A 24,155-nucleotide genomic window follows, 5' to 3' on the forward strand; every position below is an offset into this window, starting at 1 on the left:
GAACCCCGAGTGTGAAAACGCGGCGACCAGCGCCGCCGCGCGCTTACAGGAAGCGGTGGCCGAGCCACCATGCAGCGCCGGAGAGCGCCGCGGAAGCCGGGATCGTCAGAATCCACGCCCACACGATGTTGCCGGCCACGCCCCAACGCACCGCGCTCAGCTTCTGCGTCGCGCCGACACCGACGATCGCGCCGGTAATGGTATGCGTGGTGGACACCGGAATGCCGAGCCATGACGCGGTAAACAGCGTGATCGCGCCACCCGTCTCCGCGCAAAAGCCGCCGACCGGCTTGAGCTTGGTGATCTTCTGGCCCATCGTGCGGACAATGCGCCAGCCGCCGAACAGCGTGCCGACGCCCATGGAGAGATAACAGCCGCCAATCACCCACAGCGGCGGCGCATCCGCAAACGACGACGCATAGCCGGTCGCGATCAGCAGCATCCAGATAATGCCGATGGTTTTCTGCGCGTCGTTGCCGCCGTGGCCGAGGCTGTACAAGCCCGCCGACACCAGTTGCAAGCGCCGGAAACGCCGGTCGACCTTGCTCGGCGGCGTACGGAAGTAGATCCACGACACCGCCAGCATGAAGAACGAGCCGAGCACGAAGCCGAGCAGCGGCGAAATGAAGATGAAGGCGACCGTCTTCATCAGGCCGTCGAAATTCAGCGAGCCCCAGCCCGATTTGGCGAGCGCCGCGCCCACCAGGCCGCCGATCAGCGCATGCGAGGAACTGGACGGAATGCCGTAGTGCCAGGTGATGATGTTCCAGCCGATCGCGCCGACCAGCGCGCCGAAAATCACGTAATGGTCTACGATATTCGGGTCGATCGTGCCCTTGCCGACGGTCGCCGCCACTTTCAGGTGGAACACGAAATACGCGATGACGTTGAAAGCCGCCGCGAAGGCCACCGCTTGCTGCGGCTTCAGCACGCCGGTCGAGACGACCGTGGCGATTGAATTGGCCGCGTCGTGGAAGCCGTTCATGAAGTCGAAAATCAGCGCGACGGCGACCAGGCCGGTGACGACCCAGATTGCGAGTTGTATCGATTGCATTATGCGTTTTCCAGCACGATGCCTTCGATGATGTTCGCTACATCCTCACACTTGTCCGTGATCGTTTCGAGCAATTCATAGATCGCTTTCAGCTTGATCAGGGTCTTGACGTTGTCTTCTTCGCGGAACAGTTTCGACATGGCCGAGCGCAGCACGCGGTCGGCTTCCGATTCCAGACGGTCGATGTCCTCGCAGGCCTTCAGGATCTGGCTCGCCTGCTTCATGTCGGACAACAGGCTCACGGCGAACTGCACACGCTCGGAGGTTGCCGTGCAGATGTGCGCCAACTGGCTCGCCTCGGAGGTCACGGCTTGCACGTCGTACAGCGAAATGGCGGTGGCGACGTCCTCCATCAAATCGAGGATGTCGTCCATCGTGGTGATCAGCTTGTGGATCTCGTCACGGTCGAGCGGCGTGATGAACGTCTTGTGCAGCAGGTCGATGGTTTCGTGCGTGAGCTTGTCAGCGGCCTTCTCGGCTTTCTGCACGTTTTGCTTATGGGTCTCGGCGTCCTGCAGGTTGTCGATCAGCAGCTCGAGTTCGCGGCTTGCAGAGACGATGCACGTTGCGTGCGCATTGAAAATTTCAAAGAACTTGCCCTCGGTGGGCATGAATCGACCGAACATTGGGATCCCGAAAATTGGTCACATTATGGCTGACATAAAACCGCCACATTGTACCGTTGCGAGACCCGAGCCGCACTTTTGAAAGCGCCGTTACAACGACGCTCCAGTTATCGCTTCACTTCTCCGCTCAATCGCTGTAGAAATTCTGCGCGCCGGCAAAGTTGTCGAACTTCGTGAATTGGCCATGGAACGTGAGCCGAACGGGGCCGATCGGACCATTCCGCTGTTTACCGATGATGATCTCGGCCGTGCCTTTGTCCGGACTGTCCGGGTTGTACACTTCGTCGCGGTAAATGAACAGGATCACGTCGGCATCCTGTTCGATAGCGCCGGATTCGCGCAAGTCCGACATGATCGGCCGCTTGTTCGGACGCTGTTCGAGACCCCGGTTGAGCTGCGACAAGGCGATTACCGGCACGTCGAGTTCCTTGGCGAGACTTTTCAGCGAACGCGAGATTTCCGAGATTTCGGTCGCGCGGTTTTCACCCGACGACGAGCCGCTCATCAGTTGCAAATAGTCGATGATGATCAAACCGAGCTTGCCGCACTGGCGCGACAATCGGCGCGCGCGCGAGCGCAATTCCATCGGGTTCAGACCGCCGGTTTCGTCGATGAAAATCTGCGCCTCGCTCATTTTCTGCACGGCGTGAGTGAGCTTCGGCCAATCCTCGTCAGTCAGGCGCCCGGTTCGCATGCGGTGCTGATCCAGCCGCCCGACCGAGCCGAGCATACGCATGGTGAGCTGTGAACCCGGCATTTCCATCGAGAACACCGCGACCGGCAAGCCGTACTCGACCGCCACGTATTCGCCGACGTTCATCGAAAACGCCGTTTTACCCATCGACGGACGGCCCGCGACGATGATCAGCTCGCCGCCGTGCATGCCCGAAGTCATGCGGTCCAGATCGACAAAGCCGGTCGGCGTGCCCGTTACGTCGCTCGGATTGGCGGTGTGATACAGCGTGTCGATCCGCTCGACCACTTCCGTGAGCAGCGGCCCGATTTCGAGAAAGCCTTGCGTGCCGCGCGCGCCGTCTTCGGCGATCGAAAACACCTTCGACTCGGCCTCGTCCAGCAGCTGGCGGACTTCCTTGCCCTGCGGATTGAAGGCGTCGGCCGAGATTTCATCGGCAACCGAGACCAGCCGGCGCAACACCGCGCGATCGCGCACGATTTCCGCGTAGCGGCGGATATTGGCCGCGCTCGGCGTGTTCTGCGCCAGCGCGTTCAGATAGGCGAGACCGCCGACCTCTTCCGCCTTGCCCGAGGTGCCGAGCGCCTCGTACACAGTGATTACGTCCGCCGGGCGCGTGGCCGCGATCAGCTTGCCGATGTGCTCGAAGATGATGCGGTGGTCGTAGCGGTAAAAATCGCTCTGCGACAGGAAGTCGGCGATGCGGTCCCACGCGGCATTGTCGAGCAGCAGGCCGCCCAGCACCGATTGCTCGGCCTCGATCGAATGCGGCGGGACTTTCAGCGACTCGAGTTGGGGATCTTTGGACGGTGCGTTCATGGAGAGGGATTATCGGGCAAATCGGGGGCGCGCGGGCGGCTGCGGCGAGCGGGAAAAACAAAAAAACGGGCACAAAAAAAACAGGGGCCGGTTCCCCGGCCCCTGCCTTTTGCCAGCAACCTCCTGGCAGATGCTATTTGATGCTTAGACGCGGTCGGCTTAGACGCGGTCGGCTTAGACGCGGTCGGCTTAGACGTGCTCGCCGATCACAGCCACCGTCACATCGACCAGAACGTCGGTGTGCAGCGAGATTTGAACTGCGTGTTCGCCAACCATCTTCAGCGGGCCTTCCGGCAGACGCACTTGCGCCTTTTCCACTGCGAAGCCTTGCTTGACCAGAGCTTCAGCGATGTCCGCGTTCGTCACCGAACCGAACAGACGGCCGTCGACACCAGCCTTCTGATTGATCTGAACCGTCGAGCCGCCCAGCTTTTCGCCTTGAGCTTGAGCCGCAGCCAGCTTTTCAGCGGCGACTTTTTCGAGTTCTGCACGGCGCACTTCGAATTCAGCCAGGGCTTCCTTCGTTGCACGGCGAGCTTGCTTGTTCGGGATCAGGAAGTTACGTGCGTAACCGTCCTTGACCTTCACGATATCGCCCAGGTTGCCCAGATTGACGACTTTTTCCAGAAGAATAATTTGCATTCGGAGACTCCTTATCGCGTCGTCGGGTTAGGCCTTGTGCTGGTCGGTGTACGGCACCAGCGCGAGGAAACGCGCGCGCTTGATTGCCGTGTCCAGCTGGCGTTGATAGTGCGACTTCGTACCCGTGAGACGCGCCGGCGTGATCTTGCCGTTTTCGCCGATGAAGTCCTTCAGCGTTTCGAGGTCCTTGTAGTCGATGTGATCGACGCCAGCGGCCGTGAAACGGCAGAACTTCTTGCGCTTGAAGAGCGGATTTTGTTGCTGACGACGCTTGTCGAATTTCTTACCAGTCGGGCGGGGCATGTTCAGTCCTTTCCAATGTCCTGCAATGCTGTGATGTGAAATACCAGAGTTCTTGCGTTGCGGTGCTTTTTCGCCAGAAAGCCGGTGAAGAGCGTTTCTACGCCCATCTGACAGCTTTCCAGCTTACCGCTCGCCTCGCCTGCGGCTACTGCCTGCATGGTCAGTTCGACTTGCCGGGCGATGCCGGCTTCGACGACTTCCGTGCGGTGGTGCAACGTGCAGCCTGCAATCGGAACGCCGGCGGGGGTGTACCGCACCGGTTCGCGTTCGACGACGCTGGCCGTGAGTTGCAGCCGGTTCATGTAGCCTTTGGTGAGAACGACGCTGAATCTGGTAGCTTAAATAGTGTGTCTTAAGCCTGCGCTTCGGACGGTTGCGTAGCAGCCGACTTCTTGGCTTCTTCGCGCTGCACTTCCTTCATCATCGGCGACGGGCCGGTTTCGGCCTTCTTCATCTTGACGATCAGGTGACGCAGAACGGCGTCATTGAACTTGAATGCGTGTTCCAGCTCGTCGAGCGTGGTCTGGTCGCATTCGATGTTCATGCAGACGTAGTGAGCCTTCGCGAGTTTCTCGATCATGTAGGCCAGTTGGCGACGGCCCCAGTCTTCGATACGGTGGATCTGGCCACCGTGCGAGGTGATCGTGCTCTTGTAACGCTCGATCATGGCGGGCACTTGCTCGCTCTGATCGGGATGCACGATAAAGACGATTTCATAATGACGCATACACACTCCTTGTGGATTAAAGCCACCCGGGCGTCGGAACCGGTGTGGCAAGTGAGAAGCCAAAGAGTGTAACCCGAATGGGGCCGGGTTGCAAGATATCCCGTTATTGCGGCGCGTGAATCGGGTGTGTTTTCAAGGGTTTAGGCGGTGGCGCCGCGAAGCCGGATGCGGCATCGCGTGCCGGGCAGGCTGAAACGGGCGGTCAGCCTTTTCGCGTTAAGCAAGAGCAGCCGCCCGGGCCAGGCGGCCCGCCCAGGCCGCCAAGCCGCCGTTTGCAGTCTACGAGCCCGCTTCCGTGCGCTCGCTGCCGCTTTGCAGCCGCGCCTTCAACGCCACTTCCAGTCCCTTCAGCGCGTCGGGTGCGGCGTCCGAGATCGCCCACCAGGTCATGCCTTCCGCGTTCCAGTGCGCGATCGAGTAGCCTTCGCGACCGAGCGTCGCGGGCACCGCGCCGCCGGTGTCTCGGCCTGTCCCGCCGGAACCGGTCTGCGGAAAGACGTACACGTCGATCACGTGCTTCTGGTAGCGGTACACCAGCACGGCCACCCGCTGATGCGCGAGGTAGTCCAGACGGCCGCCTTCCAGCGCGAAGCCGTTCGCCGCCAGATCCTCGACCGGCGGCGAATAGTCGAGCCGGCCATTGAACCACGGCTTGACCGTATGCCGGTCCGTCGAAATCACGTCGATGTCGCGCCCCGACACCTGCGCGCGCACGTGGCTTTCCACCAGTTCGTCGGCGAACGGCCCGAAGTCCGCCGGCCGGCGCAGGTTCAACGCCACGCCCGCCGCGATCGCGCACAACGCGACGACCAGCGCCGCCAGCCAGCCGCGCGCAAACACGCCGCCTGAGCCAACCGAGCCGCCCGCGCCCGTCGGCCAGCCGAAGCCGCCTTGCGGCGCGCGCCAGCCGTCCAGCCAGCGATCGAGCCAGCCCCGCCGCGCACGCGCGCGCGGCGGCGTCTTGACGCTGGCAATCGGCACCTCCGCCGCCGCAACCGGTTCCTCGACGGGCGGCAACCCGGCGACGATCCGCTCACGCAGCGACTGCGGCGCACGATGATAAGGCGCCGCGCGCACCGCGCCACTCAAGGCCCGCAGGTTCTCGCTTTCGCGCCGGCAGGCGGCGCAGCTCTCGATATGCTGCTGGACGCGCCGGGCATCCGGCGCGGGTAATTCGTGATCGGCGTTCGCGTCGAGGAGCGGCCGCGCTTCGTTACAGTCCATCTGGCGTCTCCTGAGCGTTGCCGGCGGCGCTGCCGCCTGGCGTGTTGAGTGGCCGACCGTTGGCGGACGCCCGCAATGGGGTCACGCTCGCCGTGGCCGATTTACCTGGGCCGGGCCCCGCGCACGTGGACGACCTGTGCGACGCCGCTGCGCCCCCCTGGTTCTCCATGAGCAGCGCGGCTAGCTTGCGACGCCCCCGCGCGAGCCGGGACATCACCGTGCCGATCGGCACGTCGGCCACCGCCGCAATCTCCTTGTAGCCCATCTCCTCCAGCTCCCGCAGCATCAGCACTTCCCGATATTCGACCGGCAACTGCGCGAGCGCCTCGTGCACGAGCTTCGAGTCCTCGTCGCGGATCAGGAGCGCTTGCGGGTCGGCGCCGCCCACGCTCCAGCCGTCGAAGGTGGTGTCGTCCATGGTGTCGTCGAACTCGACCGTTTCGTGCGACGACGCCCGCCGTCGCCATTCCGTGTACCAGGTGCGGCGCACGATCGCGAGCAGCCACGGCCGCGCCGAATCGCCGCGAAAGGTGTCGAAGAAGCGAAACGCGCGCATGAAGGCTTCCTGCACGACATCGTCGGCATCGCTGGCGTTACCGCACAACCAGCGCGCAAGGTTATACGCGGCATCGAGGTGCGGCAGCGCCATCTGCTGAAAGCGCCGGCTCCTCGCTGCTTCGGACTCGCCGTGCGCGCGGACAGGTTCTGAATCGGTCTGGACCACCTCGGCCCTCCAGGGCATTGCGGGCTATGCGATGGAGCTCGTCGTGACACTCTCTACAGCGCATAACCGGGCATTTGCGAAGTTTATTCCCGCCGCCGGACGAAATCCGCCAAAAATCCGACCGGGCCGCCGCGCGCCCGCCTGTCAGTAAGCCGGGCGGTTCCAGTAATCCTCGCTGGCGTACACCTCTTTCAGATAATCGATGAAGTACCGCACCTTGGCCGGCACATACCGCTGCTGCGGATAGACCGCGAGAATGTCGTAGTCGGGCAGCGCGAATTCGTCGAGTACGGTTTCCAGCTCGCCGCGCGCCAGTTGCTGCTGGATCTCCCACGTGGAGCGCCAGCCGAGCCCGAGCCCTTCCGACACCCAGCGGTGCAGCAGTTCGCCGTCGTTGCAGTCGAGCGTGCCGCCCACCCGCACCGTCGCCAGCTTGCCGTTGCGGCGGAAGTACCAGCCGCGGTTCTGTCCGCCTTGCAGATTGAACGCGAGACAGTTGTGCTGCGGCAGGTCTTCGAGTGTTTTCGGCCTGCCGTGCTGGCGAAAATACTCCGGCGTGCCGCACACCACGCGCCGGTTCGACGCCAGCTTGACCGCCACGAAATTCGGATCGACCGCGCCGCCGATGCGGATCGACAGGTCGTAACCCTCACGCACCAGATCCACCACCCGGTCGGTCAGATTGAACGACACCTGCAATTCCGGCTTGTCGGCAAGAAACGTCGGCGCGAGCGGCGCGACGTGCTTGCGCCCGAATGCGGCCGGCGCCGACACGATCAGATGGCCGTTCACGGCGCGCCGCCCGGCGCTCAGTTCGTTTTCCGCCTGATCCCATTCGGTCAGCAGGCCCCGGCAGCGCTCCAGGAACGCGGCGCCGTCTTCGCTGACCACCAGCCGGCGCGTCGAGCGGTACATCAGTTTGACGCCGAGGCGCTTTTCCAGCGCGTCGATGCGGCGGCCGAGAATCACCGGCGACACGCCCTCCTCCAGCGCGGCCGCCGCCAGGCTGCCCGCGTCCGCGACGCGCACGAAGGTTTCGATCTGTTTGAAGCGGTCCATTTTTGTCTCCAACTGGCCGGGCGCCAGGCTGCGGGCCATTCCATACTTTTTGTTTCGAAATAAGCGACCCGGACTGATCTTATCAAACCTTTACGTCAAGCCTAAAGTGCACTCAACACGTTTAATTCGCCCATTCCCAGACATTCAGGAGACATTCATGGCCAAGATGAGAGCCGTCGACGCAGCCGTGCTGGTGCTCGAAAAAGAAGGCATCGACACCGCATTCGGCGTTCCGGGCGCAGCGATCAACCCGTTCTACTCGGCCATGCGCAAGGCAGGCAACATCAGCCACGTGCTGGCCCGCCACGTCGAAGGCGCGTCGCATATGGCCGAAGGCTATACGCGCGCCCAACCGGGCAACATCGGCGTGTGTATCGGCACGTCGGGCCCCGCCGGCACCGACATGATCACCGGTTTGTACTCGGCTCAGGCCGACTCCATTCCTATTCTCGCCATCACGGGCCAGGCGCCGCGCGCGCGTCTGTACAAGGAAGACTTCCAGGCCGTCGATATCGAATCGATCGCCAAGCCCGTCACCAAGTGGGCCGTCACGGTGCGTGAACCGGCGCTGGTGCCGCGCGTGTTCCAGCAGGCTTTCCACCTGATGCGCTCGGGCCGTCCGGGTCCGGTGCTGGTCGATCTGCCGATCGACGTGCAGCTCGCCGAAATCGAATTCGACATCGACACGTACGAACCGCTGCCGGTCTACAAGCCGAAAGCGACGCGCAAACAGATCGAAGCCGCGCTCACGTTGCTGAACAACTCGGACAAGCCGTTGATCGTCTCGGGTGGCGGCGTGCTGAACGCAGCCGCTGAAGACCTGCTCGTCACGTTCGCTGAAACCGTCGGCGTGCCGGTGATCCCGACGCTGATGTCGTGGGGTGCGATTCCCGACGACCATCCGTTGATGGCCGGCATGGTCGGCCTGCAAACCTCGCACCGCTACGGCAATGCGACGATGCTCGCCTCCGACTTCGTGCTCGGCATCGGCAACCGCTGGGCGAACCGTCACACGGGCAGCGTCGAGGTGTATACGAAGGGCCGCAAGTTCGTGCACGTCGATATCGAACCGACGCAGATCGGCCGCGTGTTCGGCCCGGATCTGGGCATCGTGTCGGACGCCAAGGCCGCGCTCGAACTGTTCGTCGAAGTGGCGCAGGAATGGAAGGCCGCGGGCAAGCTGAAGGACCGCGGCGCATGGGTCGCCGACTGCCAGCAACGCAAGAAGACGATGCTGCGCAAGACGCACTTCGACAACGTGCCGATGAAGCCGCAGCGCGTCTACGAAGAGATGAACCAGGTGTTCGGCCGCGACACGTGCTACGTGAGCACGATCGGTCTTTCGCAGATCGCCGGCGCGCAGTTCCTGCATGTCTACAAGGCGCGCAACTGGATCAACTGCGGCCAGGCGGGCCCGCTCGGCTGGACGATTCCGGCAGCGCTCGGCGTGCGTGCGGCCGACCCGCAACGTTCGATCGTGGCGCTCTCGGGCGACTACGACTTCCAGTTCATGATCGAAGAACTGGCAGCCGGCGCGCAATTCAAGCTGCCATATGTGCATGTGGTGGTGAACAACTCGTACCTCGGCCTGATCCGCCAGGCCCAGCGCGCGTTCGACATGGACTTCTGCGTGCAGCTCGGCTTCGAGAACATCAACGCGCCGGAAATGAACGGCTACGGCGTGGATCACGTCGCGGTGGCGGAAGGCCTGGGTTGCAAGGCGATCCGCGTGTTCCAGCCGGAAGAACTGAAGCCCGCGCTGCTGAAGGCGCAGTCGATGCTCTCCGAGTTCAACGTGCCGGTGATCGTCGAAGTGATCCTCGAGCGTGTGACCAACATTTCGATGGGCACCGAGATCGACGCGATCAACGAGTTCGAAGAACTGGCCGCGAAGCGCGAAGACGCACCGACCGCGATCAGCATGCTCGACTGAGCGGCCTGACGTGTTGAACAAATAAGCATCACTTGAGCGCGGTTCAGCAACACCGAACCGCCTCACGAAAGTTATTCCACTGACCGACCAGAGAGACAGACGCACCATGCCGAAATTTGCAGCGAATCTCACCATGCTGTTCAACGAAGTCCCGTTCCTCGACCGCTTTGCGGCTGCGGCGGACGCGGGCTTTCATGCCGTCGAGTTCCTGTTTCCGTATCCGTATCAGATCGCTGAATTGAGCGAACGTCTTCAGCAGAATCGCCTGAAGCTGGTGCTGCACAACCTGCCCGCGGGCAACTGGGAAGCCGGCGAACGCGGCATTGCGTGCCTGCCGGATCGCGTGAGCGAGTTCCAGGAAGGCGTCGGACGCGCGATCGAATACGCGACCGCACTGAAGGTGCCGCAACTGAACTGCCTCGTCGGCATTCCGACGGCCGGCGTCGATGCGGACAAGGCACGCTCGACGATCGTCGACAACCTGCGCTTCGCCGCGGGCGAACTGAAGAAGGCCGGCATCAAGCTGCTGGTCGAGCCGTGCAATTCCTACGACATTCCGGGCTTCGCACTGAACCGCTCGGGCGAAGGTCTCGACGTGATTCGCGCAGTCGGTTCGGACAATCTGTTCCTGCAATACGACATCTATCACATGCAACGGATGGAAGGCGAACTCGCGGCGACCATCAAGAAGAACCTGCCGCAGATCGCACACATCCAGCTCGCCGACAACCCGGGCCGCAACGAACCGGGCACCGGCGAAATCAACTACCCGTTCCTGTTCGATCTGCTCGACTCGCTCGGCTACGACGGCTACGTCGGTTGCGAATACAAACCGCGCACGACCACGGCCGCCGGCCTCGGCTGGGTGCAGAGCGTGGCCGGGCAAACCCGCGGCGCGGCTCACGCCGCCGCCTGAGCGCCGCATCGCTGCATTGATCGGTCGGATCAGGCGCTTCTCGCCCCGAAGGACGTCCCCTTGCGGGACACCAAACAACACTGGAGATTTAGACACATGGCAAAGATCGGTTTCATCGGCCTCGGCATCATGGGCGCGCACATGGCGCGCAACCTCATCAAGGGCGGCCACTCGCTGTTCGTGAATGGCGCATACCCGGTGCCGGAAGATCTGAGCAAAACGACGAGCGTCGTCGCGAATTCGACCGCTGTCGCGCAGGCCGCCGACATCGTCATCATCATGGTGCCGGACACGCCCGACGTCGCCAATGTGCTGTTCGCCGACGACGGCGTCGCCGCCGGCCTCTCGAAGGGCAAGCTCGTGATCGACATGAGCTCGATCTCGCCGCTCGACACGCAAGCGTTCGCGAAGAAGATCAACGCGCTCGGCGTCGACTATCTCGACGCGCCGGTCTCCGGCGGCGAAGTCGGCGCGCGTGAAGCGACGCTGACGATCATGGTGGGCGGTCCGGAAAAAGCCTTCGCCGCGGCCAGGCCGCTGTTCGAACTGATGGGCAAGAACATCTCGCTGATCGGCGACAACGGCGCGGGTCAGACTTGCAAGGTCGCGAACCAGATCATCGTCGCGCTGAACATCGAAGCAGTGGCCGAAGCGCTGCTGTTCGCCTCGCGCTCGGGCGCCGATCCGGAACGTGTGCGCAAAGCGCTGATGGGCGGCTTCGCCTCGTCGCGGATTCTCGAAGTGCACGGCGAGCGCATGACCAAGCGCACCTTCGATCCGGGCTTCCGTATCGAACTGCACCAGAAGGATCTGAACCTCGCACTCGACGGCGCACGCAAGCTGGGTATCGCCCTGCCGCATACGGCAAGCGCGCAGCAACTGTTCAGCGTATGCGCGGCGAATGGCGGCAAGGCATGGGATCACTCGGCGATGGTGCGCGCGCTCGAAATCATGGCGAATTACGAAGTCGCGCAAGCGCCGGGCAGCGAAGCCAAGGCAGCTTGAGGAAGTGATACGGACTGCCGTGATCGTTGCATGCTCAACATCATGGCAGTCGCAGGTGGGGCGCCCGGTTCGTCGTGCGGCAAGCACGGCGGAACGGGCAAATCGTGCCGCTCTGGGCTGAGAGCGGCAAGTGGGGTCCGCAGCGGCACCCGGCGGCGCCGGGGAAGCCTTGGTCGGTCAGACGTCGTCGTCGGGTGTCCGGCTGTCGGATTTCATGTTTAACGATGCTTATGCTTTTTCGGCCAAACTCTCGCAGCGGGTGCGTCATGACGCCACCTGCCGGCACCTCTCTTTGCAGGTCTCCTCGCACGTGTGCCCGCAAGTCCGCTTGCATTTGCTTGCAACTCCGTCCCCTTTGCACGACCTTTTTTGACACATCGGCTCGCGCTTTTCTCCTACACTCGTTGAGTCTGGTTGCGGGCGTATCGGCATTCAAGTGCGGCTTGCCGATCAAGGCAACGCATGTCCTCTGCATCATTCGCCCGATTCCCAACCAGTGTTCAACCCGTGAGCGGAATGTGCTCGCGCCAGTAACCCCTCTGCAAAGGATTCAGAATGAGCATCTTTGGTGACATCGTAAACAAGCTCTTCGGCAAAGCGAAGCCCGACCAGCCTGCGCCCGCGGTTGAGCCGACACCGGATCCGGCAGCCGCGCAAGCCGCTGCGCCGGCGGCTGCACCGGCGCCCGCGCCGCTGGCCGACGTCGACGTCGCTGTCGTGATGGACCAGTTCGTGAGCGAGAGCGGGCAAACGCTGAACTGGCGCACCTCGATCGTCGACACGCTGAAGGCGCTCGGCGTCGACAGCAGCCTTGAACATCGCAAGGAGCTCGCCAAGGAATTGAAGTACAGCGGCGACACGAACGATTCGGCGAGCATGAACATCTGGCTGCACAAGCAGGTGATGGTGGCCTTGGCAGCTAACGGCGGCAAGTTACCGCCGGATCTGGCGAACTGACTGCTTGCCGACGCCGCCTCGTTGCGGCGCTAGCGATAAACCTCAAGCTGAAACGACAACGCGGCGCTCGGGTCGATGACCTGGGCGCCGCGTTGTCATTTAAGCTTCATGCGCGAGACACGGTTGTGACTTTGAACCGGGCCGTCCGTGCTCAATCGATCAGTACGTATCGAAAGTCTTCTGCAACGCAACCGGTCCTGTGCCGCCTGCGGCCAATGCCAGCATCAGCAACACGCGTGCCTTGTACGGATTCAGCGAACCTGCGCTGACGAAACCGAGTGCGTCGTCGGCGGCTGCGCCGTTGCGCATCACATGTCCCGAACCCACACGCGAAGCACGCACCACCGCGACGCCTTGCGAAGCGGCATCGGCCAATGCCTGCTGCACCGAAGCGTGAATCGAGCCGTTGCCCGTGCCCGCCACGACGATGCCACGCACACCAGCGGCAACGAACGCGTCCACGGCAATGCGCGAAACGCCCGCGTAACTCACGACGATCTCCACATGCGGCCACTTCGCGCCGATCACGAATTCGGTCGCGAGCGTATGCGGACGCACCACGCCGCGCTGGAATTCGACGCGACCGTCCTGCACCCAGCCGAGCGCGCCGATTTCGGGCGAATGAAAAGCATCGACCGCGTAGGTGCTCGTCTTGACCACGTCGCGCGCGCTATGGATCCTGTTGTTGAAGGCCACCAGCACGCCCTGCCCGCGCGAGGCCGCGTGCGCCGCAACCGTCACGGCGTTCAGCAGATTCAGCGGGCCGTCGGCGGACAGCGCCGACGCCGGGCGCATGGCCGCCGTCAGCACGACGGGCTTGTCCGACTTGATGGTCAGATGCAGCAGGTAAGCGGTTTCTTCGAGCGTGTCGGTGCCGTGCGTGACCACCACGCCGTCGATGTCGTCGTCGGCGAGCAGCGTGTTGATGCGTTGCGCGAGCGTGGTCCACAGCGGCATCGCCATGTCCTTGCTGTCGACGCTCGCAATCTGCTCGCGCTCGATTCGCGCCACCGTGGACAAGGCCGGCACCACGGCCAGCAGTTGCTCGACACCGATCACACCGGCCTGATAACCGGATGTGTTGGTAGCGCTCGCGGCCGCGCCGGCAATCGTGCCGCCGGTCGCCAGGACGACGATGCGCGGCAGCAGCGGCGTGGCGCCTTCGTCTGAAGGTATAGCGGAGGAAGAAGTCGGAGTATTCATGGCGGCGATTGTAAGCGATGCGCCGCACGCCGCCATGCGTGAAAAAACGGATGTCCGTTCGTTTCGGAGCTGGATGAGACCAGCGCTCTGTGCGCCACGAGTTTGCGTGCCGTTTGCATCAAGGCCAGCCACCGCCCGCATGAAGTTCGCACTGACGCCGCGGACGATCCGCGCGACGCCATTGGCCTGTCGCGCCGGACCTCGACAGCCCGGCGCATTCCTTAAACCGCTTCGCGCAACTGCGCGGCGATATCCGCTTCGTTCAACTGCGGCGCGAACATCTCGATCAGCCGATAAGCGTACGCGCGCAGGAACGCGCCCTTGCGCAAACCGACCCGCGTCGTGCTCGCCTCGAACAGATGCTGCGTGTCGAGCGCGACCAGTTCCGTATCGCGCTTCGGATCGTAAGCCATCGCCGCGACCACGCCGATGCCCATGCCGAGTTCGACATACGTCTTGATCACGTCGGCGTCGATTGCGGTCAGCACGACGTCGGGCAATGCACCCGCTTTCGCGAATGCCTGGTCGATATGCGAGCGGCCCGTGAAGTCCTGGTCGTACGTGACGATCGGGAATTCGGCGATCTCGTCGAGCGTCAGATTCGGGCGGCCTACCAGCGGATGATCTTTCGGCACGACCACGACGTGATGCCACGAATAGCACGGGAACGTGACGATATCCGGGAAGCGGTCGAGCGCTTCGGTCGAGATGCCGATGTCCGCTTCGCCGTTGATGATCATCTGCGCGATCTGTTGCGGACTGCCCTGACGCAGCGCCAGATGCACCTTCGGGAACACCTCGGTGAATTGGCGGATCACCTTCGGCAACGCATAGCGCGCCTGCGTGTGGGTGGTGGCGACGACGAGGTGCCCGCTATCCTGGTCAGCATACTGGCGCGCGACGCGGCGCAGATTCTCGGCGTCGAGCAGCATCCGCTCGATCAGTTGATGCACCGCCTTGCCCGGCTCGGTGAGGCCCGTCAAACGCTTGCCGCGTCGAATGAAAATGTCGACGCCGAGTTCGTCCTCGAGATCCTTGATCTGTTTCGATACGCCCGACTGCGACGTGTACAGCACGTTCGCCACCTCGGTCAGATTCATGTTCTGACGCACGGCTTCGCGCACAAAGCGCAATTGCTGAAAATTCATCTTGATGTCTCCGGTTCAGCCAGAGTTGAGTTATTTGAGTTTGATTGAAACACCGAGTCGTGTTGCTTTGCGCCTGCCGGCACTCATTGCGCCGGGAAAACGCGCAAGGCGCGCGGCACTGCGGTCACGCCGTCGCCGATGGAGAGTTGCAGATCGCGCCATGCTTCGCGATCGAGTTCGGCTTCGAGCAGGTTGCCCTCGCGGCCCGCGAGTTCGACCCGCACCGAGCCGCCCAGCGTCACCACGCGCCGCACGTCGACGACGATGCCTTCGCGATGGCCGGACGCCTGCGGATACAACTGCAGATCGTGCGGACGCACGTAGGCGAACGCGGGGCCGCTGAAATCGGCCTTGATCGAGACCGGCAACGCCGCGCCGTCGACCACGAAACCGCTCGCGTCGACATTGCCGTGCAAACGGTTGGCCGCGCCGAGAAACTCGTAGACGAACGAGGTTTGCGGATGGTCGTACACGTCCTGCGGACTGCCCACCTGCTCCACGTGCCCGCGATTGAGCACGACGATACGATCGGCCACTTCGAGCGCTTCTTCCTGATCGTGCGTAACGAAGATCGTCGAGATGTGCAGATCGTCGTGCAGGCGCCGCAGCCAGCTGCGCAGTTCCTTGCGCACTTTCGCATCGAGCGCGCCGAACGGTTCATCGAGCAGCAGCACTTTCGGCTCGACCGCCAACGCGCGCGCAAGCGCGATACGTTGCCGCTGGCCGCCCGACAATTCCGACGGATAGCGTTGCGCAAGCCAGTCGAGTTGCACAAGCTTGAGCAGCTCATGCACCTTTTCGCGAATCACCGCTTCCGAGGGACGCTCCTTGCGCGGCTTCACGCGCAAGCCGAACGCCACGTTCTCGAACACCGTCATATGGCGGAACAGCGCGTAATGCTGGAACACGAAGCCCACTTCCCGCTCGCGTGCGCCGACCGTCGCCACGTCCTGGCCTTGCAGCACGACCTCGCCGCCGTCGGCGTATTCGAGTCCCGCGATCACGCGCAGCAAGGTCGTCTTGCCACAACCCGACGGCCCGAGCAGCGCAACCAGTTCACCCGGCGGAAAGTCGAGCGAGACGTTATCGAGCGCGACGAAATCGCCGAAGCGCTTCTGCAGGTTACGAACGGTGATACCCATTACAGCTCTCCTTGCTTGAGCGGGTGTTGCTGCGATGCATGCGTTGTTTGCGTTGCGCGTGTTGCGTGTGTTGCGTGTGTGGCATTGGCCGGCGGCGTGACGGGGCCGGCGTACGCGGGCACATCGCGCGCGGCCGACAGTTCCGCCGACATATGGCGCTCGGCGAGCAGCTTCAGGCCGAGCGTCACGAGTGCGAGCAGAGCCAGCACCGACGCCACGGCAAACGCCGCCGAGAAGTTGTATTCGTTGTAGAGGATTTCGACGTGCAGCGGCATCGTGTCGGTCTGGCCGCGAATATGGCCCGACACCACCGACACCGCGCCGAACTCGCCCATTGCCCGCGCGTTGCACAGAATCACGCCGTACAGCAGGCCCCATTTGACGTTGGGCAGCGTGACGCGGCGGAAGATCTGCCAGCCCGACGCGCCAAGCACGTGCGCGGCTTCTTCCTCGTCGTTGCCTTGTGCCTGCATCAGCGGAATCAGTTCACGCGCCACGAACGGGAACGTGACGAAGATCGTCGCCATCACGATGCCCGGCACCGCGAAAATGATCTGGATGTTGTGGTCCTGCAGCCACGGGCCGAACCAGCCCTGCGCGCCGAACATCAAGACATAGATCAAGCCCGAGATCACCGGCGACACCGAGAACGGCAGATCGATCAGCGTGGTCAGCAGCGCCTTGCCGCGGAACTCGAACTTGGCGATACACCATGAAGCCGCGAGGCCGAACACGAGGTTCAGCGGCACCGCGATCGCGGCGGTGATCACGGTGAGCTTGATCGCCGAGAGCGCGTCCGGATCGGCGAGCGATTCCAGATAGAAACCGAGCCCCTTGTTCAACGCCTGATAGAACACGGCGACGAGCGGCACCACCAGAAACAGCGAGAGAAACAGCAGCGCGACGCCGGTCAGAATCCAGCGCACAACGGGCGGCTCGGTGACCGGATCGGGCCGGCGCGCGACGTTCAGCGGCGCGCGCGGTGCCACGGCTACGGCGTTGTTCACGCCATTCACTTCGTTCGCGGCGCGGCGGCTCATTGCGCACCTCCGCCGACACCGATCGCCGCGACACTTGCAGCGGCAGGCGCCGGGCCTGCACCGCCGCGACTCGTGCGGCGCTGCAAATACCACTGCAAAGTGTTGATGAAGAGCAGCATCAGGAACGACACGACCAGCATCACGACCGCCAGCGCCGTCGCGCCCGCATAGTCGTATTGCTCCAACTTGGTGATGATGAGCAGCGACGTGATTTCCGACTTCATCGGCACATTGCCGGCGATGAAAATCACCGAACCGTACTCGCCGAGCGCACGCGCGAAAGCCAACGCGAAGCCCGTCAACAAGGCCGGAAACACAGCCGGCAACACCACGCGGCGAAACGTCAGCCAGCGCGAGGCGCCGAGGCACGCGGCCGCTTCCTCCTGTTCGCGTTCGAACTCTTCGAGCACCGGCTGCACCGTGCGCACGACGAACGGCAAGCCGATGAATGTCAGCGCGACCAGCACGCCCGCGGGCGTAAAAGCGATCTTCAGGCCGAGCGGTTCGAGGAACTGCCCGATCCAGCCGTTGCCCGCGTACACGGCCGCGAGCGATATGCCGGCGACCGAGGTGGGCAGCGCGAACGGCAGATCGACCACGGCGTCGACGATACGCTTGAACGGGAACGTGTAGCGCACCAGCACCCACGCCACCAGAAAACCGAACACCGCGTTGATCAGCGCGCCGCCGAGCGCGGAGAAGAACGTCAGGCGATACGACGCGAGCACGCGCGGCGAGCTCACCGCGCGCACGAACTGATTCCAGTCGAGCGTCGCGGTCTTGAGAAAGGTCGCCGCAAGCGGAATCAGCACCACGAGGCTCAGATAAGCCACCGTGATGCCGAGTGTCAGGCCAAAACCGGGCAACGCGCTCGGTTTTCGGAAGGTCAACGTCGTCATGCTCGTTACTCGTTCAGGTTGATGCTCGTGTTGCTGGCCGCCGGGCCCTGGCGGCCAAAAGCGCGCCCATGGGCGCGCTCGGGAGTGACGCGTTGCCGCGCCGCTTCGTTGCCTATGCCGGTGCCGGCATCGGCAGTCTTATTGCGGTTGATAGATCGAATCGAACACGCCGCCGTCGGCAAAGTGCGTCTTCTGCGCGTTGGCCCAGCCGCCGAACGAATCGTCCACCGTGTACAGCTTCAGCTTCGGAAACTTGGCGGTCAGCTCAGCCGGCACCTTGTTCGAACGCGGACGGTAGAAGTTCTTCGCTGCGATCTCCTGCCCTTGCTCGCTATACAGGAAGTTCAGATACGCTTCGGCGACCTTGCGCGTGCCGTGCTTGTCGACGACCTTGTCCACCACGGCGACCGGCGGCTCCGCCAGAATGCTGACCGACGGCACCACGATCTCGAACTTCTCCGGACCAAATTCCTTCAGCGACAGAAACGCTTCGTTTTCCCACGCGATCAGCACGTCGCCGATACCGCGTTGCACGAAGCTGGTGGTCGCGCCACGCGCGCCCGAATCCAGCACGCCGGCGTTCTTATAGAGCTTGCCGACGAATTCCTTGGCCTTCTGATCATTGCCGCCCGGTTGATGCTCGGCATACGCCCAGGCCGCGAGGTAGTTCCAGCGCGCGCCGCCCGAAGTCTTCGGATTCGGCGTGACGATCGACACGCCCGGCTTGGTCAGATCGTCCCAATCCTTGATGTGCTTCGGGTTGCCCTTGCGCACCAGAAACACGATCGTCGACGTGTACGGCGACGCGTTATCCGGCAAGCGCTTCTGCCAGCCCTTGTCCAGCAAACCCTTGCTGGCCAGTGCGTCGATATCGTATGCAAGCGCCAGCGTCACCACGTCGGCCTGCAGGCCGTCGAGCACCGAGCGCGCCTGGGCGCCCGAGCCGCCGTGCGACTGCTTGAAGGTGATCGTCTCGCCCGTCTTCGCCTTCCATTCCTTGCCGAACGCCTGGTTGACGTCCTGATACAGCTCGCGCGTCGGGTCGTAGGACACGTTCAGCAGCGTCGTGTCGGCGGCGTGCGCCTGCGCCATCACGCCGAGCGCGCCCGCCGCGCCCAATGCGAGCGCCGCGATCAGTTTTTTCGTCCTGCCTGCCAGCCCCGTACCTTGGTGATCCATGTCAACTTTCTCCGCGTTGTGTCCGCTGAAACAGCGTGTGGTGTCTTTTTACGTCGCGGTCACGTGCACATGAGCGCCAACTGGAGGCCAGTCTATCGAAGGGCTTTCATCATTAAAAATAATGTTTCTTCATTCTTTAATACGCAAAAGTGGTAATGACAGCTGGATAAGGCGTTGCGGCACGAAAACGGGTGTTTGAGCGTCGCTTGACGGCGCTGGAACGACACCCTTCACCCCGAACTTAAAGTAAAGCTTGAATTGCGCCGAATACTGTATAAAAATACAGTCACCTGTTCATACATACAGTGGCGCCATGACCAAACTCACCGCACGACAGCAGCAGGTTTTCGATCTGATCCGCAGGGCTATCGAACGCACCGGCTTTCCGCCCACCCGCGCGGAGATCGCCGCCGAGCTAGGTTTCAGCTCGGCCAACTCGGCAGAAGAACATCTGCGCGCGCTGGCTCGCAAGGGCGTGATCGAACTCGCGGCCGGCGCATCGCGCGGCATTCGCCTGCTGGCCGGCCCGGAAGACTCGCCGCACCAGTTCACGCTGCCGCACGCCAGCATCATGCAACTGTCGCTGCCGCTCATCGGGCGGGTTGCCGCGGGCAGCCCGATCCTCGCGCAGGAACATATCTCGCAGCACTATGCGTGCGACCCGGCGCTGTTCTCGAGCAAGCCCGACTACCTGTTGAAGGTGCGCGGGCTGTCCATGCGCGACGCGGGCATCTTCGACGGCGACCTGCTCGCGGTGCAAAAGCGCAGCGAAGCCAAAGACGGCCAGATCATCATTGCCCGGCTTGGTGACGACGTCACGGTCAAGCGCCTGAAGCGCAGGCCGAACGGGCTCGAGCTGATCGCCGAGAATCCCGATTACGAAAACATCTTCGTTGAAACCGGCAGTGCGGAGTTCGCGCTGGAGGGTATCGCCGTGGGGCTGATCCGCCCCGGCGAGTTTTAACCCTCTCGCCCGTTCGACAAAATAAGAAGCCGCGCCAACGCCGCATCAACGTTGCATCGCCTGGAGAGTCTCATGGAACGTCTTGCCCGCCTGCTGCCCTTTCGCCAGTTCGGTCGTCTGCGCCATCTTCGCAAGCTGGTGCCCTGCTCATTGATCGAGGCGGCCACGCTCGGCACGCCGTCGCTGTTCGACTCGCCCGAGGCCGCGCCGAGCCTGCCGTCGTCGATGCCGGCATTTGCCCGCGTGTCGTTGAATTCGGGCTTGAATACGGCGGAACCGGCGCGTCGCGCACCGGTGCGGGTTTATCACGGGCCGTCGCGTCTGATCATGGTCGGCACGATGGACGCGGTTTGCCGCATGATCGACCGCTGCATCGCCGATGAAGCCAACGTGCATGGGGCGGTGTTCGAGTCTTGAAGGGTCTTGATGGGTCTTGAGGGGTCTTGAACGGGACAGCGAGAGATGTATTGCGTGGGATCGTTTTCGCGTGGCTGCGGTCCACGTTAGATCACACCTGATGGAGAGTCCCACTCGATGGCAGTTTCAAAACGTACCAAACGCGGCAGCAAGCGCGGCATGCATGGCGGCGCCACCCGGCCGCTGATCGTCACGCTGATCGTGATCGTGGTGATCGCCGCGCTGGGGTTTGCTTACGCGACACCGTACATCGCGCTGAATAATCTCAAACGCGCGGCCGATGCGCGCGACGCGCAAACCGTCAATCAGTATGTCGACTTCCCCGCGTTGCGTGAGAGCCTGAAGGAGCAAGTCGCCGGCTTGCTGACACGGCGGCTTGGCGCGCACAGCAACGGCAATCCATTGGCCGCCATTGGCGCGATGATCGGCGTTGCGTTGATCGGTCCGCTCGTGGATGCGTATGCCACACCGGACGGCGTGGCGGCCTTGCTGAACGGCATGCCGCCGCGCGGCGATCCGGGCGAGCGGCCACCCGCGCCCCCGGCCGCGAATAATCCGCCGGACGCCGCTGCGACCGCACCTGCGCCTGCAGCTCCCGCAAACGGCAACGCGGCCAATGTCAACTCCGCGCCACCGCAACCGCCGCAAACCACGGCGGGCTATCGCGGCCTCAACGAGTTCGTCGTCGCGTACCAGCATGGCGCCGGCGACGCGCGTTACTCGGCGATCTTCCGGCGCGAGGGCGTATTCACGTGGAAGCTGGCCGCGGTCAACCTGAACGAGTGATCACCTGATGCCGTCAGGCCGAGGCGGCCGGTCACGTGACTAGCCCGCCTCAAGCCGCCGCTTGCTGCTGCTCCTGCGCTGAAGAACACGCCACCAGAATGCTGCACGAGACACGGTCGAGCAGCGGCGTATTGCCCGCGCCCATCCACCATCGCGACAAACCCGTGCGGCAGCGGTGGCCGACCACGACCAGGTCGACATGCAATTCATTGGCGAGGTTGGCAATCTCGTCGATCGGATGGCCGAACGCGAAATGCCCCTGGGCGCTCACGCCTCGCTCCGTGAGCCAGTCCACGCCTTCCTGCAGGATGTCGCGCGCGGTCTTTTCAAAACTGCCGCAGGCCACGTCGGTCAACAGGCCCGCGCTTTGCGCAATGCTCGAACGCATGTCGACGACCGACAACAAGTGCGTTTCCGCTTTCAGATCCAACGCCAGGTCGGCGCCGCAACGTAGTGCTTTGCGGCCTTCACGCGAGCCGTCGTAGCACAGCAGGATTTTCTGGTAGCTCGCCATGATTTTTCTCCCTTCGCGCGGGACGCGCGATCTGAATTAATCATGGTGCGCCGCAATTCAGGTTGCAAGGGATGGAAAACGCTAACTGTGCGCTAACTGCCCCTTAACGACGCCCTAAACAGGTGCGTGAGCCGCCCGCGGGTCCTCCGCGCGCCGATGCCGCAGCGCAAGAAACCCGCTTCGGACTGTCGGGGGTGAACCAACAGCGTCCCGCCGATGCCCTAGAATAGGCGGCCTCCCCCGGCCATTCGCGTCATTCACGTCTTTTCCCGGAGACTCGTTCGATCCATGCCCGAAGCCGCCATCGAATTTCATCAGGTCAAAAAAAGCTACGGCGAAAAAACGGTCGTCGATGGACTGTCGTTTCATGTCAACGCCGGCGAATGCTTCGGCCTGCTCGGCCCGAACGGCGCGGGCAAAACCACCACGTTGCGCATGTTGCTCGGCATCGCGGCGCCGGATGCGGGCACGATCCGTCTGTGCGGCGAGCCGATCCCCGGCCGCGCGCGCGTGGCGCGGGCGCGCGTCGGCGTGGTGCCGCAGTTCGACAATCTCGATCCCGACTTCACGGTGCGCGAGAACCTGCTGGTGTTCGGCCGCTACTTCGGCCTGAGCGCCGCGCAATGCCGCGCGATGGTGCCGTCGCTGCTCGAATTCGCGCGGCTCGAGAGCAAGGCGGACGCGCGCGTGAGCGAATTGTCAGGCGGCATGAAGCGGCGCCTCACGTTGGCGCGCGCGCTCGTCAACGATCCCGATGTGCTGATCATGGACGAGCCGACCACCGGCCTCGATCCTCAGGCGCGGCATCTGATCTGGGAGCGGCTGCGCTCCTTGCTCGCGCGCGGCAAGACCATTCTGCTGACCACGCACTTCATGGAAGAAGCCGAACGGCTCTGCCACCGCCTGTGCGTGATCGAGGAAGGGCGCAAGATCGCGGAAGGCGCGCCTAGCGCGTTGATCGCATCCGAGATCGGTTGCGATGTGATCGAGATCTTCGGGCCCGATCCGGTGGCGTTGCGCGATGAACTGGCGCCGCTCGTCGAGCGCACGGAGATCAGCGGCGAGACGCTGTTCTGCTATGTCAACGACGCGCAGCCGGTGCATGCCCGGCTCAAGCAGCGCGCGGATCTGCGCTATCTGCATCGACCGGCGAATCTGGAGGATGTGTTCCTGCGGCTCACCGGGCGCGAGATGCAGGATTAGAGGCGCATCGAGACCGGCCTCGCACGCAACGCGCTACCGATACAAAGACACCCCAAAAGGAAGTTCCGTAGAGGAACACCGCACGAGACACGCAATGGACGCACGCACTTACGAAACCCCGGGTGATACGCCGTCGAAACAGGAAGCCTTCGCCGCCTTTCCCGCGAACGCAAGCAACTGGATCGCCGTGTGGCGCCGCAACTATCTGGTGTGGAAGAAGCTCGCGATCGCCTCGATGTTCGGCAACCTGGCCGATCCGATGATCTATCTGTTCGGCCTCGGCTTCGGGCTGGGGCTGATGGTGGGGCATGTCGACGGCGTGTCGTATATCGCGTTTCTCGCGGCGGGCACGGTGGCCTCTAGCGTGATGATGTCGGCGAGTTTCGAGTCAATGTATTCGGGCTTCTCGCGCATGCACGTGCAGCGCACCTGGGAAGCGATCATGCATACGCCGCTGACACTCGGCGACATCGTGCTCGGCGAGGTGATCTGGGCGGCCAGCAAGGCGGTGCTCTCGGGCGCGGCGATCATGCTGGTGGCCGGCGCATTGGGCTACGCGAATTTTCCGTCGATGCTGCTGGCGTTGCCGGTCATTGTGCTGACCGGGCTCGCGTTTGCGAGCGTCGCGATGGTCGTGACGGCGCTTGCGCCTTCGTACGACTTCTTCATGTTTTACCAGACGCTGGTGTTGACGCCGATGCTGTTGCTATCCGGCGTGTTCTTTCCGGTGTCGCAACTGCCCGCAGTGGCGCGAGGCGCCACCCAGCTGTTGCCGTTGGCGCATGCCGTCGACTTGATGCGGCCGGCCATGCTGGGCCGGCCCGTCGACAATGCGCTGTGGCATGTGGCCGTGCTGGCCGCGTATGCGGTGGGCGGGTTTATCGTGTCGGCGATTCTGTTTCGGCGCCGGATGATGAAGTAGGTTTTCCGGCTTTCGACAACCACGGACCACAGGCGCCGATACCCGCAATCAACCC

At 63.2% G+C, this 24,155-nt stretch carries 26 protein-coding genes; 9 read left to right on the forward strand and 17 right to left on the reverse strand.

Annotation, left to right across the window (positions count from 1 at the left end; genetic code table 11):
* Positions 1-43: 43 nt before the first annotated feature.
* The 10 genes from ACQKRQ_RS15820 to ACQKRQ_RS15865 all read right to left on the reverse strand — a co-directional run bounded on the left by ACQKRQ_RS15820 (position 44) and on the right by ACQKRQ_RS15865 (position 7,872).
* Positions 44-1,054 (reverse strand): inorganic phosphate transporter, encoded by a 1,011-nt coding sequence (locus tag ACQKRQ_RS15820; RefSeq protein ID WP_132374806.1) that lies wholly within the window; start codon positions 1,052-1,054, stop codon positions 44-46.
* Positions 1,054-1,680, reverse strand: a complete 627-nt coding sequence (locus tag ACQKRQ_RS15825; protein ID WP_012432805.1) for a DUF47 domain-containing protein — start codon at positions 1,678-1,680, stop codon at positions 1,054-1,056. The genes ACQKRQ_RS15820 and ACQKRQ_RS15825 overlap by 1 nt, the downstream gene beginning before the upstream one ends.
* A 127-nt stretch (positions 1,681-1,807) precedes the next feature.
* On the reverse strand, positions 1,808-3,193 hold the full coding sequence (locus ACQKRQ_RS15830) for a replicative DNA helicase (RefSeq protein WP_064269887.1): 1,386 nt from the start codon (positions 3,191-3,193) through the stop codon (positions 1,808-1,810).
* A 189-nt stretch (positions 3,194-3,382) separates the two neighbouring features.
* Complete coding sequence (gene rplI, locus ACQKRQ_RS15835; RefSeq protein WP_132374835.1) at positions 3,383-3,835, reverse strand: 50S ribosomal protein L9; 453 nt, start codon at positions 3,833-3,835, stop codon at positions 3,383-3,385.
* A gap of 27 nt (positions 3,836-3,862) precedes the next feature.
* Positions 3,863-4,138, reverse strand: a complete 276-nt coding sequence (rpsR, locus tag ACQKRQ_RS15840) for a 30S ribosomal protein S18 (protein WP_007182109.1) — start codon at positions 4,136-4,138, stop codon at positions 3,863-3,865.
* A gap of 2 nt (positions 4,139-4,140) precedes the next feature.
* Positions 4,141-4,440, reverse strand: coding sequence for a primosomal replication protein N (gene priB, locus ACQKRQ_RS15845; RefSeq protein ID WP_007182110.1), 300 nt, complete (start codon positions 4,438-4,440; stop codon positions 4,141-4,143).
* A 50-nt stretch (positions 4,441-4,490) separates the two neighbouring features.
* Entirely contained in the window at positions 4,491-4,865 is a 375-nt protein-coding gene (rpsF, locus tag ACQKRQ_RS15850) for a 30S ribosomal protein S6 (RefSeq protein WP_006048823.1), read from the reverse strand.
* Positions 4,866-5,144: 279 nt separating this feature from the next.
* The gene (locus ACQKRQ_RS15855; protein ID WP_427478039.1) at positions 5,145-6,089 is read right to left on the reverse strand and encodes an anti-sigma factor family protein; all 945 of its coding nucleotides are present in this window, start codon (positions 6,087-6,089) and stop codon (positions 5,145-5,147) included.
* On the reverse strand, positions 6,079-6,813 hold the full coding sequence (locus tag ACQKRQ_RS15860; RefSeq protein ID WP_427478041.1) for an RNA polymerase sigma factor: 735 nt from the start codon (positions 6,811-6,813) through the stop codon (positions 6,079-6,081). The genes ACQKRQ_RS15855 and ACQKRQ_RS15860 overlap by 11 nt, the downstream gene beginning before the upstream one ends.
* 144 nt (positions 6,814-6,957) lie before the next feature.
* Entirely contained in the window at positions 6,958-7,872 is a 915-nt protein-coding gene (locus tag ACQKRQ_RS15865; protein ID WP_408175602.1) for a LysR family transcriptional regulator, read from the reverse strand.
* 157 nt (positions 7,873-8,029) lie between these two features.
* On the opposite strand from ACQKRQ_RS15865, the gene gcl reads away from it, so the two are divergent.
* The 4 genes from gcl to ACQKRQ_RS15885 all read left to right on the forward strand — a co-directional run bounded on the left by gcl (position 8,030) and on the right by ACQKRQ_RS15885 (position 12,683).
* On the forward strand, positions 8,030-9,805 hold the full coding sequence (gcl, locus tag ACQKRQ_RS15870; RefSeq protein WP_427478043.1) for a glyoxylate carboligase: 1,776 nt from the start codon (positions 8,030-8,032) through the stop codon (positions 9,803-9,805).
* Between the two features lie 106 nt (positions 9,806-9,911).
* Complete coding sequence (gene hyi / locus ACQKRQ_RS15875; protein WP_408288168.1) at positions 9,912-10,721, forward strand: hydroxypyruvate isomerase; 810 nt, start codon at positions 9,912-9,914, stop codon at positions 10,719-10,721.
* 96 nt (positions 10,722-10,817) lie between these two features.
* The gene (locus ACQKRQ_RS15880; RefSeq protein WP_427478045.1) at positions 10,818-11,726 is read left to right on the forward strand and encodes a 2-hydroxy-3-oxopropionate reductase; all 909 of its coding nucleotides are present in this window, start codon (positions 10,818-10,820) and stop codon (positions 11,724-11,726) included.
* A 555-nt stretch (positions 11,727-12,281) separates the two neighbouring features.
* Positions 12,282-12,683 carry a DUF3597 domain-containing protein gene (locus ACQKRQ_RS15885; protein ID WP_427478047.1) on the forward strand — a complete coding sequence of 134 codons (402 nt, stop codon included), beginning with the start codon at positions 12,282-12,284 and terminating at the stop codon, positions 12,681-12,683.
* 159 nt (positions 12,684-12,842) lie between these two features.
* Here ACQKRQ_RS15885 and ACQKRQ_RS15890 read toward each other — a convergent pair whose 3' ends face one another.
* The 6 genes from ACQKRQ_RS15890 to ACQKRQ_RS15915 form a co-directional block, all read right to left on the reverse strand.
* On the reverse strand, positions 12,843-13,886 hold the full coding sequence (locus ACQKRQ_RS15890; RefSeq protein WP_427478049.1) for an asparaginase: 1,044 nt from the start codon (positions 13,884-13,886) through the stop codon (positions 12,843-12,845).
* A 221-nt stretch (positions 13,887-14,107) separates the two neighbouring features.
* On the reverse strand, positions 14,108-15,034 hold the full coding sequence (locus ACQKRQ_RS15895; protein WP_106283582.1) for a CysB family HTH-type transcriptional regulator: 927 nt from the start codon (positions 15,032-15,034) through the stop codon (positions 14,108-14,110).
* An 83-nt stretch (positions 15,035-15,117) separates the two neighbouring features.
* Positions 15,118-16,176 (reverse strand): sulfate/molybdate ABC transporter ATP-binding protein, encoded by a 1,059-nt coding sequence (locus ACQKRQ_RS15900; RefSeq protein ID WP_427478051.1) that lies wholly within the window; start codon positions 16,174-16,176, stop codon positions 15,118-15,120.
* Positions 16,176-17,216: a sulfate ABC transporter permease subunit CysW gene (gene cysW / locus ACQKRQ_RS15905; protein WP_427478053.1), complete on the reverse strand. Its 1,041-nt coding sequence runs from the start codon at positions 17,214-17,216 to the stop codon at positions 16,176-16,178. The genes ACQKRQ_RS15900 and cysW overlap by 1 nt, the downstream gene beginning before the upstream one ends.
* A complete protein-coding gene (gene cysT / locus ACQKRQ_RS15910; RefSeq protein WP_132374845.1) occupies positions 17,213-18,115 on the reverse strand; it encodes a sulfate ABC transporter permease subunit CysT in 903 nt (300 codons plus the stop codon). Before cysT ends, cysW begins: the two co-directional genes overlap by 4 nt.
* A gap of 138 nt (positions 18,116-18,253) precedes the next feature.
* Positions 18,254-19,294 carry a sulfate ABC transporter substrate-binding protein gene (locus ACQKRQ_RS15915; protein WP_132374846.1) on the reverse strand — a complete coding sequence of 347 codons (1,041 nt, stop codon included), beginning with the start codon at positions 19,292-19,294 and terminating at the stop codon, positions 18,254-18,256.
* Between the two features lie 313 nt (positions 19,295-19,607).
* Between ACQKRQ_RS15915 and lexA the strand changes: the two genes are divergently transcribed.
* The 3 genes from lexA to ACQKRQ_RS15930 all read left to right on the forward strand — a co-directional run bounded on the left by lexA (position 19,608) and on the right by ACQKRQ_RS15930 (position 21,461).
* Positions 19,608-20,258 carry a transcriptional repressor LexA gene (lexA, locus tag ACQKRQ_RS15920; protein WP_012432789.1) on the forward strand — a complete coding sequence of 217 codons (651 nt, stop codon included), beginning with the start codon at positions 19,608-19,610 and terminating at the stop codon, positions 20,256-20,258.
* Positions 20,259-20,330: 72 nt separating this feature from the next.
* Complete coding sequence (locus ACQKRQ_RS15925; RefSeq protein ID WP_132374847.1) at positions 20,331-20,675, forward strand: hypothetical protein; 345 nt, start codon at positions 20,331-20,333, stop codon at positions 20,673-20,675.
* A 117-nt stretch (positions 20,676-20,792) separates the two neighbouring features.
* Positions 20,793-21,461 (forward strand): DUF2939 domain-containing protein, encoded by a 669-nt coding sequence (locus tag ACQKRQ_RS15930; protein WP_427478056.1) that lies wholly within the window; start codon positions 20,793-20,795, stop codon positions 21,459-21,461.
* A gap of 49 nt (positions 21,462-21,510) precedes the next feature.
* On the opposite strand, the gene ACQKRQ_RS15935 is transcribed toward ACQKRQ_RS15930, so the two are convergent.
* Positions 21,511-21,975, reverse strand: coding sequence for a universal stress protein (locus tag ACQKRQ_RS15935; RefSeq protein WP_091794608.1), 465 nt, complete (start codon positions 21,973-21,975; stop codon positions 21,511-21,513).
* Positions 21,976-22,263: 288 nt separating this feature from the next.
* Here ACQKRQ_RS15935 and nodI point away from each other — a divergent pair, with 288 nt between their 5' ends.
* Together nodI and ACQKRQ_RS15945 are read left to right on the forward strand one after the other, a co-directional pair.
* A complete protein-coding gene (gene nodI, locus ACQKRQ_RS15940) occupies positions 22,264-23,178 on the forward strand; it encodes a nodulation factor ABC transporter ATP-binding protein NodI (protein WP_012432785.1) in 915 nt (304 codons plus the stop codon).
* Positions 23,179-23,272: 94 nt separating this feature from the next.
* Positions 23,273-24,100, forward strand: a complete 828-nt coding sequence (locus tag ACQKRQ_RS15945; RefSeq protein ID WP_408175616.1) for an ABC transporter permease — start codon at positions 23,273-23,275, stop codon at positions 24,098-24,100.
* Positions 24,101-24,155: the final 55 nt, after the last annotated feature.

The sequence above is a fragment of the Paraburkholderia sp. NPDC080076 genome (assembly GCF_050281145.1).
GTDB lineage: Bacteria > Pseudomonadota > Gammaproteobacteria > Burkholderiales > Burkholderiaceae > Paraburkholderia.

Excerpts from the sequence above, each read along its gene's own strand:
- ACQKRQ_RS15820 (WP_132374806.1), bottom strand. The coding sequence starts at position 1,054 with ATGCAATCGATACAACTCGCAATCTGGGTCGTCACCGGCCTGGTCGCC.
- ACQKRQ_RS15825 (WP_012432805.1), bottom strand. The coding sequence starts at position 1,680 with ATGTTCGGTCGATTCATGCCCACCGAGGGCAAGTTCTTTGAAATTTTC.
- ACQKRQ_RS15830 (WP_064269887.1), bottom strand. The coding sequence starts at position 3,193 with ATGAACGCACCGTCCAAAGATCCCCAACTCGAGTCGCTGAAAGTCCCG.
- rplI (WP_132374835.1), bottom strand. The coding sequence starts at position 3,835 with ATGCAAATTATTCTTCTGGAAAAAGTCGTCAATCTGGGCAACCTGGGC.
- rpsR (WP_007182109.1), bottom strand. The coding sequence starts at position 4,138 with ATGCCCCGCCCGACTGGTAAGAAATTCGACAAGCGTCGTCAGCAACAA.
- priB (WP_007182110.1), bottom strand. The coding sequence starts at position 4,440 with ATGAACCGGCTGCAACTCACGGCCAGCGTCGTCGAACGCGAACCGGTG.
- rpsF (WP_006048823.1), bottom strand. The coding sequence starts at position 4,865 with ATGCGTCATTATGAAATCGTCTTTATCGTGCATCCCGATCAGAGCGAG.
- ACQKRQ_RS15855 (WP_427478039.1), bottom strand. The coding sequence starts at position 6,089 with ATGGACTGTAACGAAGCGCGGCCGCTCCTCGACGCGAACGCCGATCAC.
- ACQKRQ_RS15865 (WP_408175602.1), bottom strand. The coding sequence starts at position 7,872 with ATGGACCGCTTCAAACAGATCGAAACCTTCGTGCGCGTCGCGGACGCG.
- gcl (WP_427478043.1), top strand. The coding sequence starts at position 8,030 with ATGGCCAAGATGAGAGCCGTCGACGCAGCCGTGCTGGTGCTCGAAAAA.
- hyi (WP_408288168.1), top strand. The coding sequence starts at position 9,912 with ATGCCGAAATTTGCAGCGAATCTCACCATGCTGTTCAACGAAGTCCCG.
- ACQKRQ_RS15880 (WP_427478045.1), top strand. The coding sequence starts at position 10,818 with ATGGCAAAGATCGGTTTCATCGGCCTCGGCATCATGGGCGCGCACATG.
- ACQKRQ_RS15885 (WP_427478047.1), top strand. The coding sequence starts at position 12,282 with ATGAGCATCTTTGGTGACATCGTAAACAAGCTCTTCGGCAAAGCGAAG.
- ACQKRQ_RS15890 (WP_427478049.1), bottom strand. The coding sequence starts at position 13,886 with ATGAATACTCCGACTTCTTCCTCCGCTATACCTTCAGACGAAGGCGCC.
- ACQKRQ_RS15895 (WP_106283582.1), bottom strand. The coding sequence starts at position 15,034 with ATGAATTTTCAGCAATTGCGCTTTGTGCGCGAAGCCGTGCGTCAGAAC.
- ACQKRQ_RS15900 (WP_427478051.1), bottom strand. The coding sequence starts at position 16,176 with ATGGGTATCACCGTTCGTAACCTGCAGAAGCGCTTCGGCGATTTCGTC.
- cysW (WP_427478053.1), bottom strand. The coding sequence starts at position 17,216 with ATGAGCCGCCGCGCCGCGAACGAAGTGAATGGCGTGAACAACGCCGTA.
- cysT (WP_132374845.1), bottom strand. The coding sequence starts at position 18,115 with ATGACGACGTTGACCTTCCGAAAACCGAGCGCGTTGCCCGGTTTTGGC.
- ACQKRQ_RS15915 (WP_132374846.1), bottom strand. The coding sequence starts at position 19,294 with ATGGATCACCAAGGTACGGGGCTGGCAGGCAGGACGAAAAAACTGATC.
- lexA (WP_012432789.1), top strand. The coding sequence starts at position 19,608 with ATGACCAAACTCACCGCACGACAGCAGCAGGTTTTCGATCTGATCCGC.
- ACQKRQ_RS15925 (WP_132374847.1), top strand. The coding sequence starts at position 20,331 with ATGGAACGTCTTGCCCGCCTGCTGCCCTTTCGCCAGTTCGGTCGTCTG.
- ACQKRQ_RS15930 (WP_427478056.1), top strand. The coding sequence starts at position 20,793 with ATGGCAGTTTCAAAACGTACCAAACGCGGCAGCAAGCGCGGCATGCAT.
- ACQKRQ_RS15935 (WP_091794608.1), bottom strand. The coding sequence starts at position 21,975 with ATGGCGAGCTACCAGAAAATCCTGCTGTGCTACGACGGCTCGCGTGAA.
- nodI (WP_012432785.1), top strand. The coding sequence starts at position 22,264 with ATGCCCGAAGCCGCCATCGAATTTCATCAGGTCAAAAAAAGCTACGGC.
- ACQKRQ_RS15945 (WP_408175616.1), top strand. The coding sequence starts at position 23,273 with ATGGACGCACGCACTTACGAAACCCCGGGTGATACGCCGTCGAAACAG.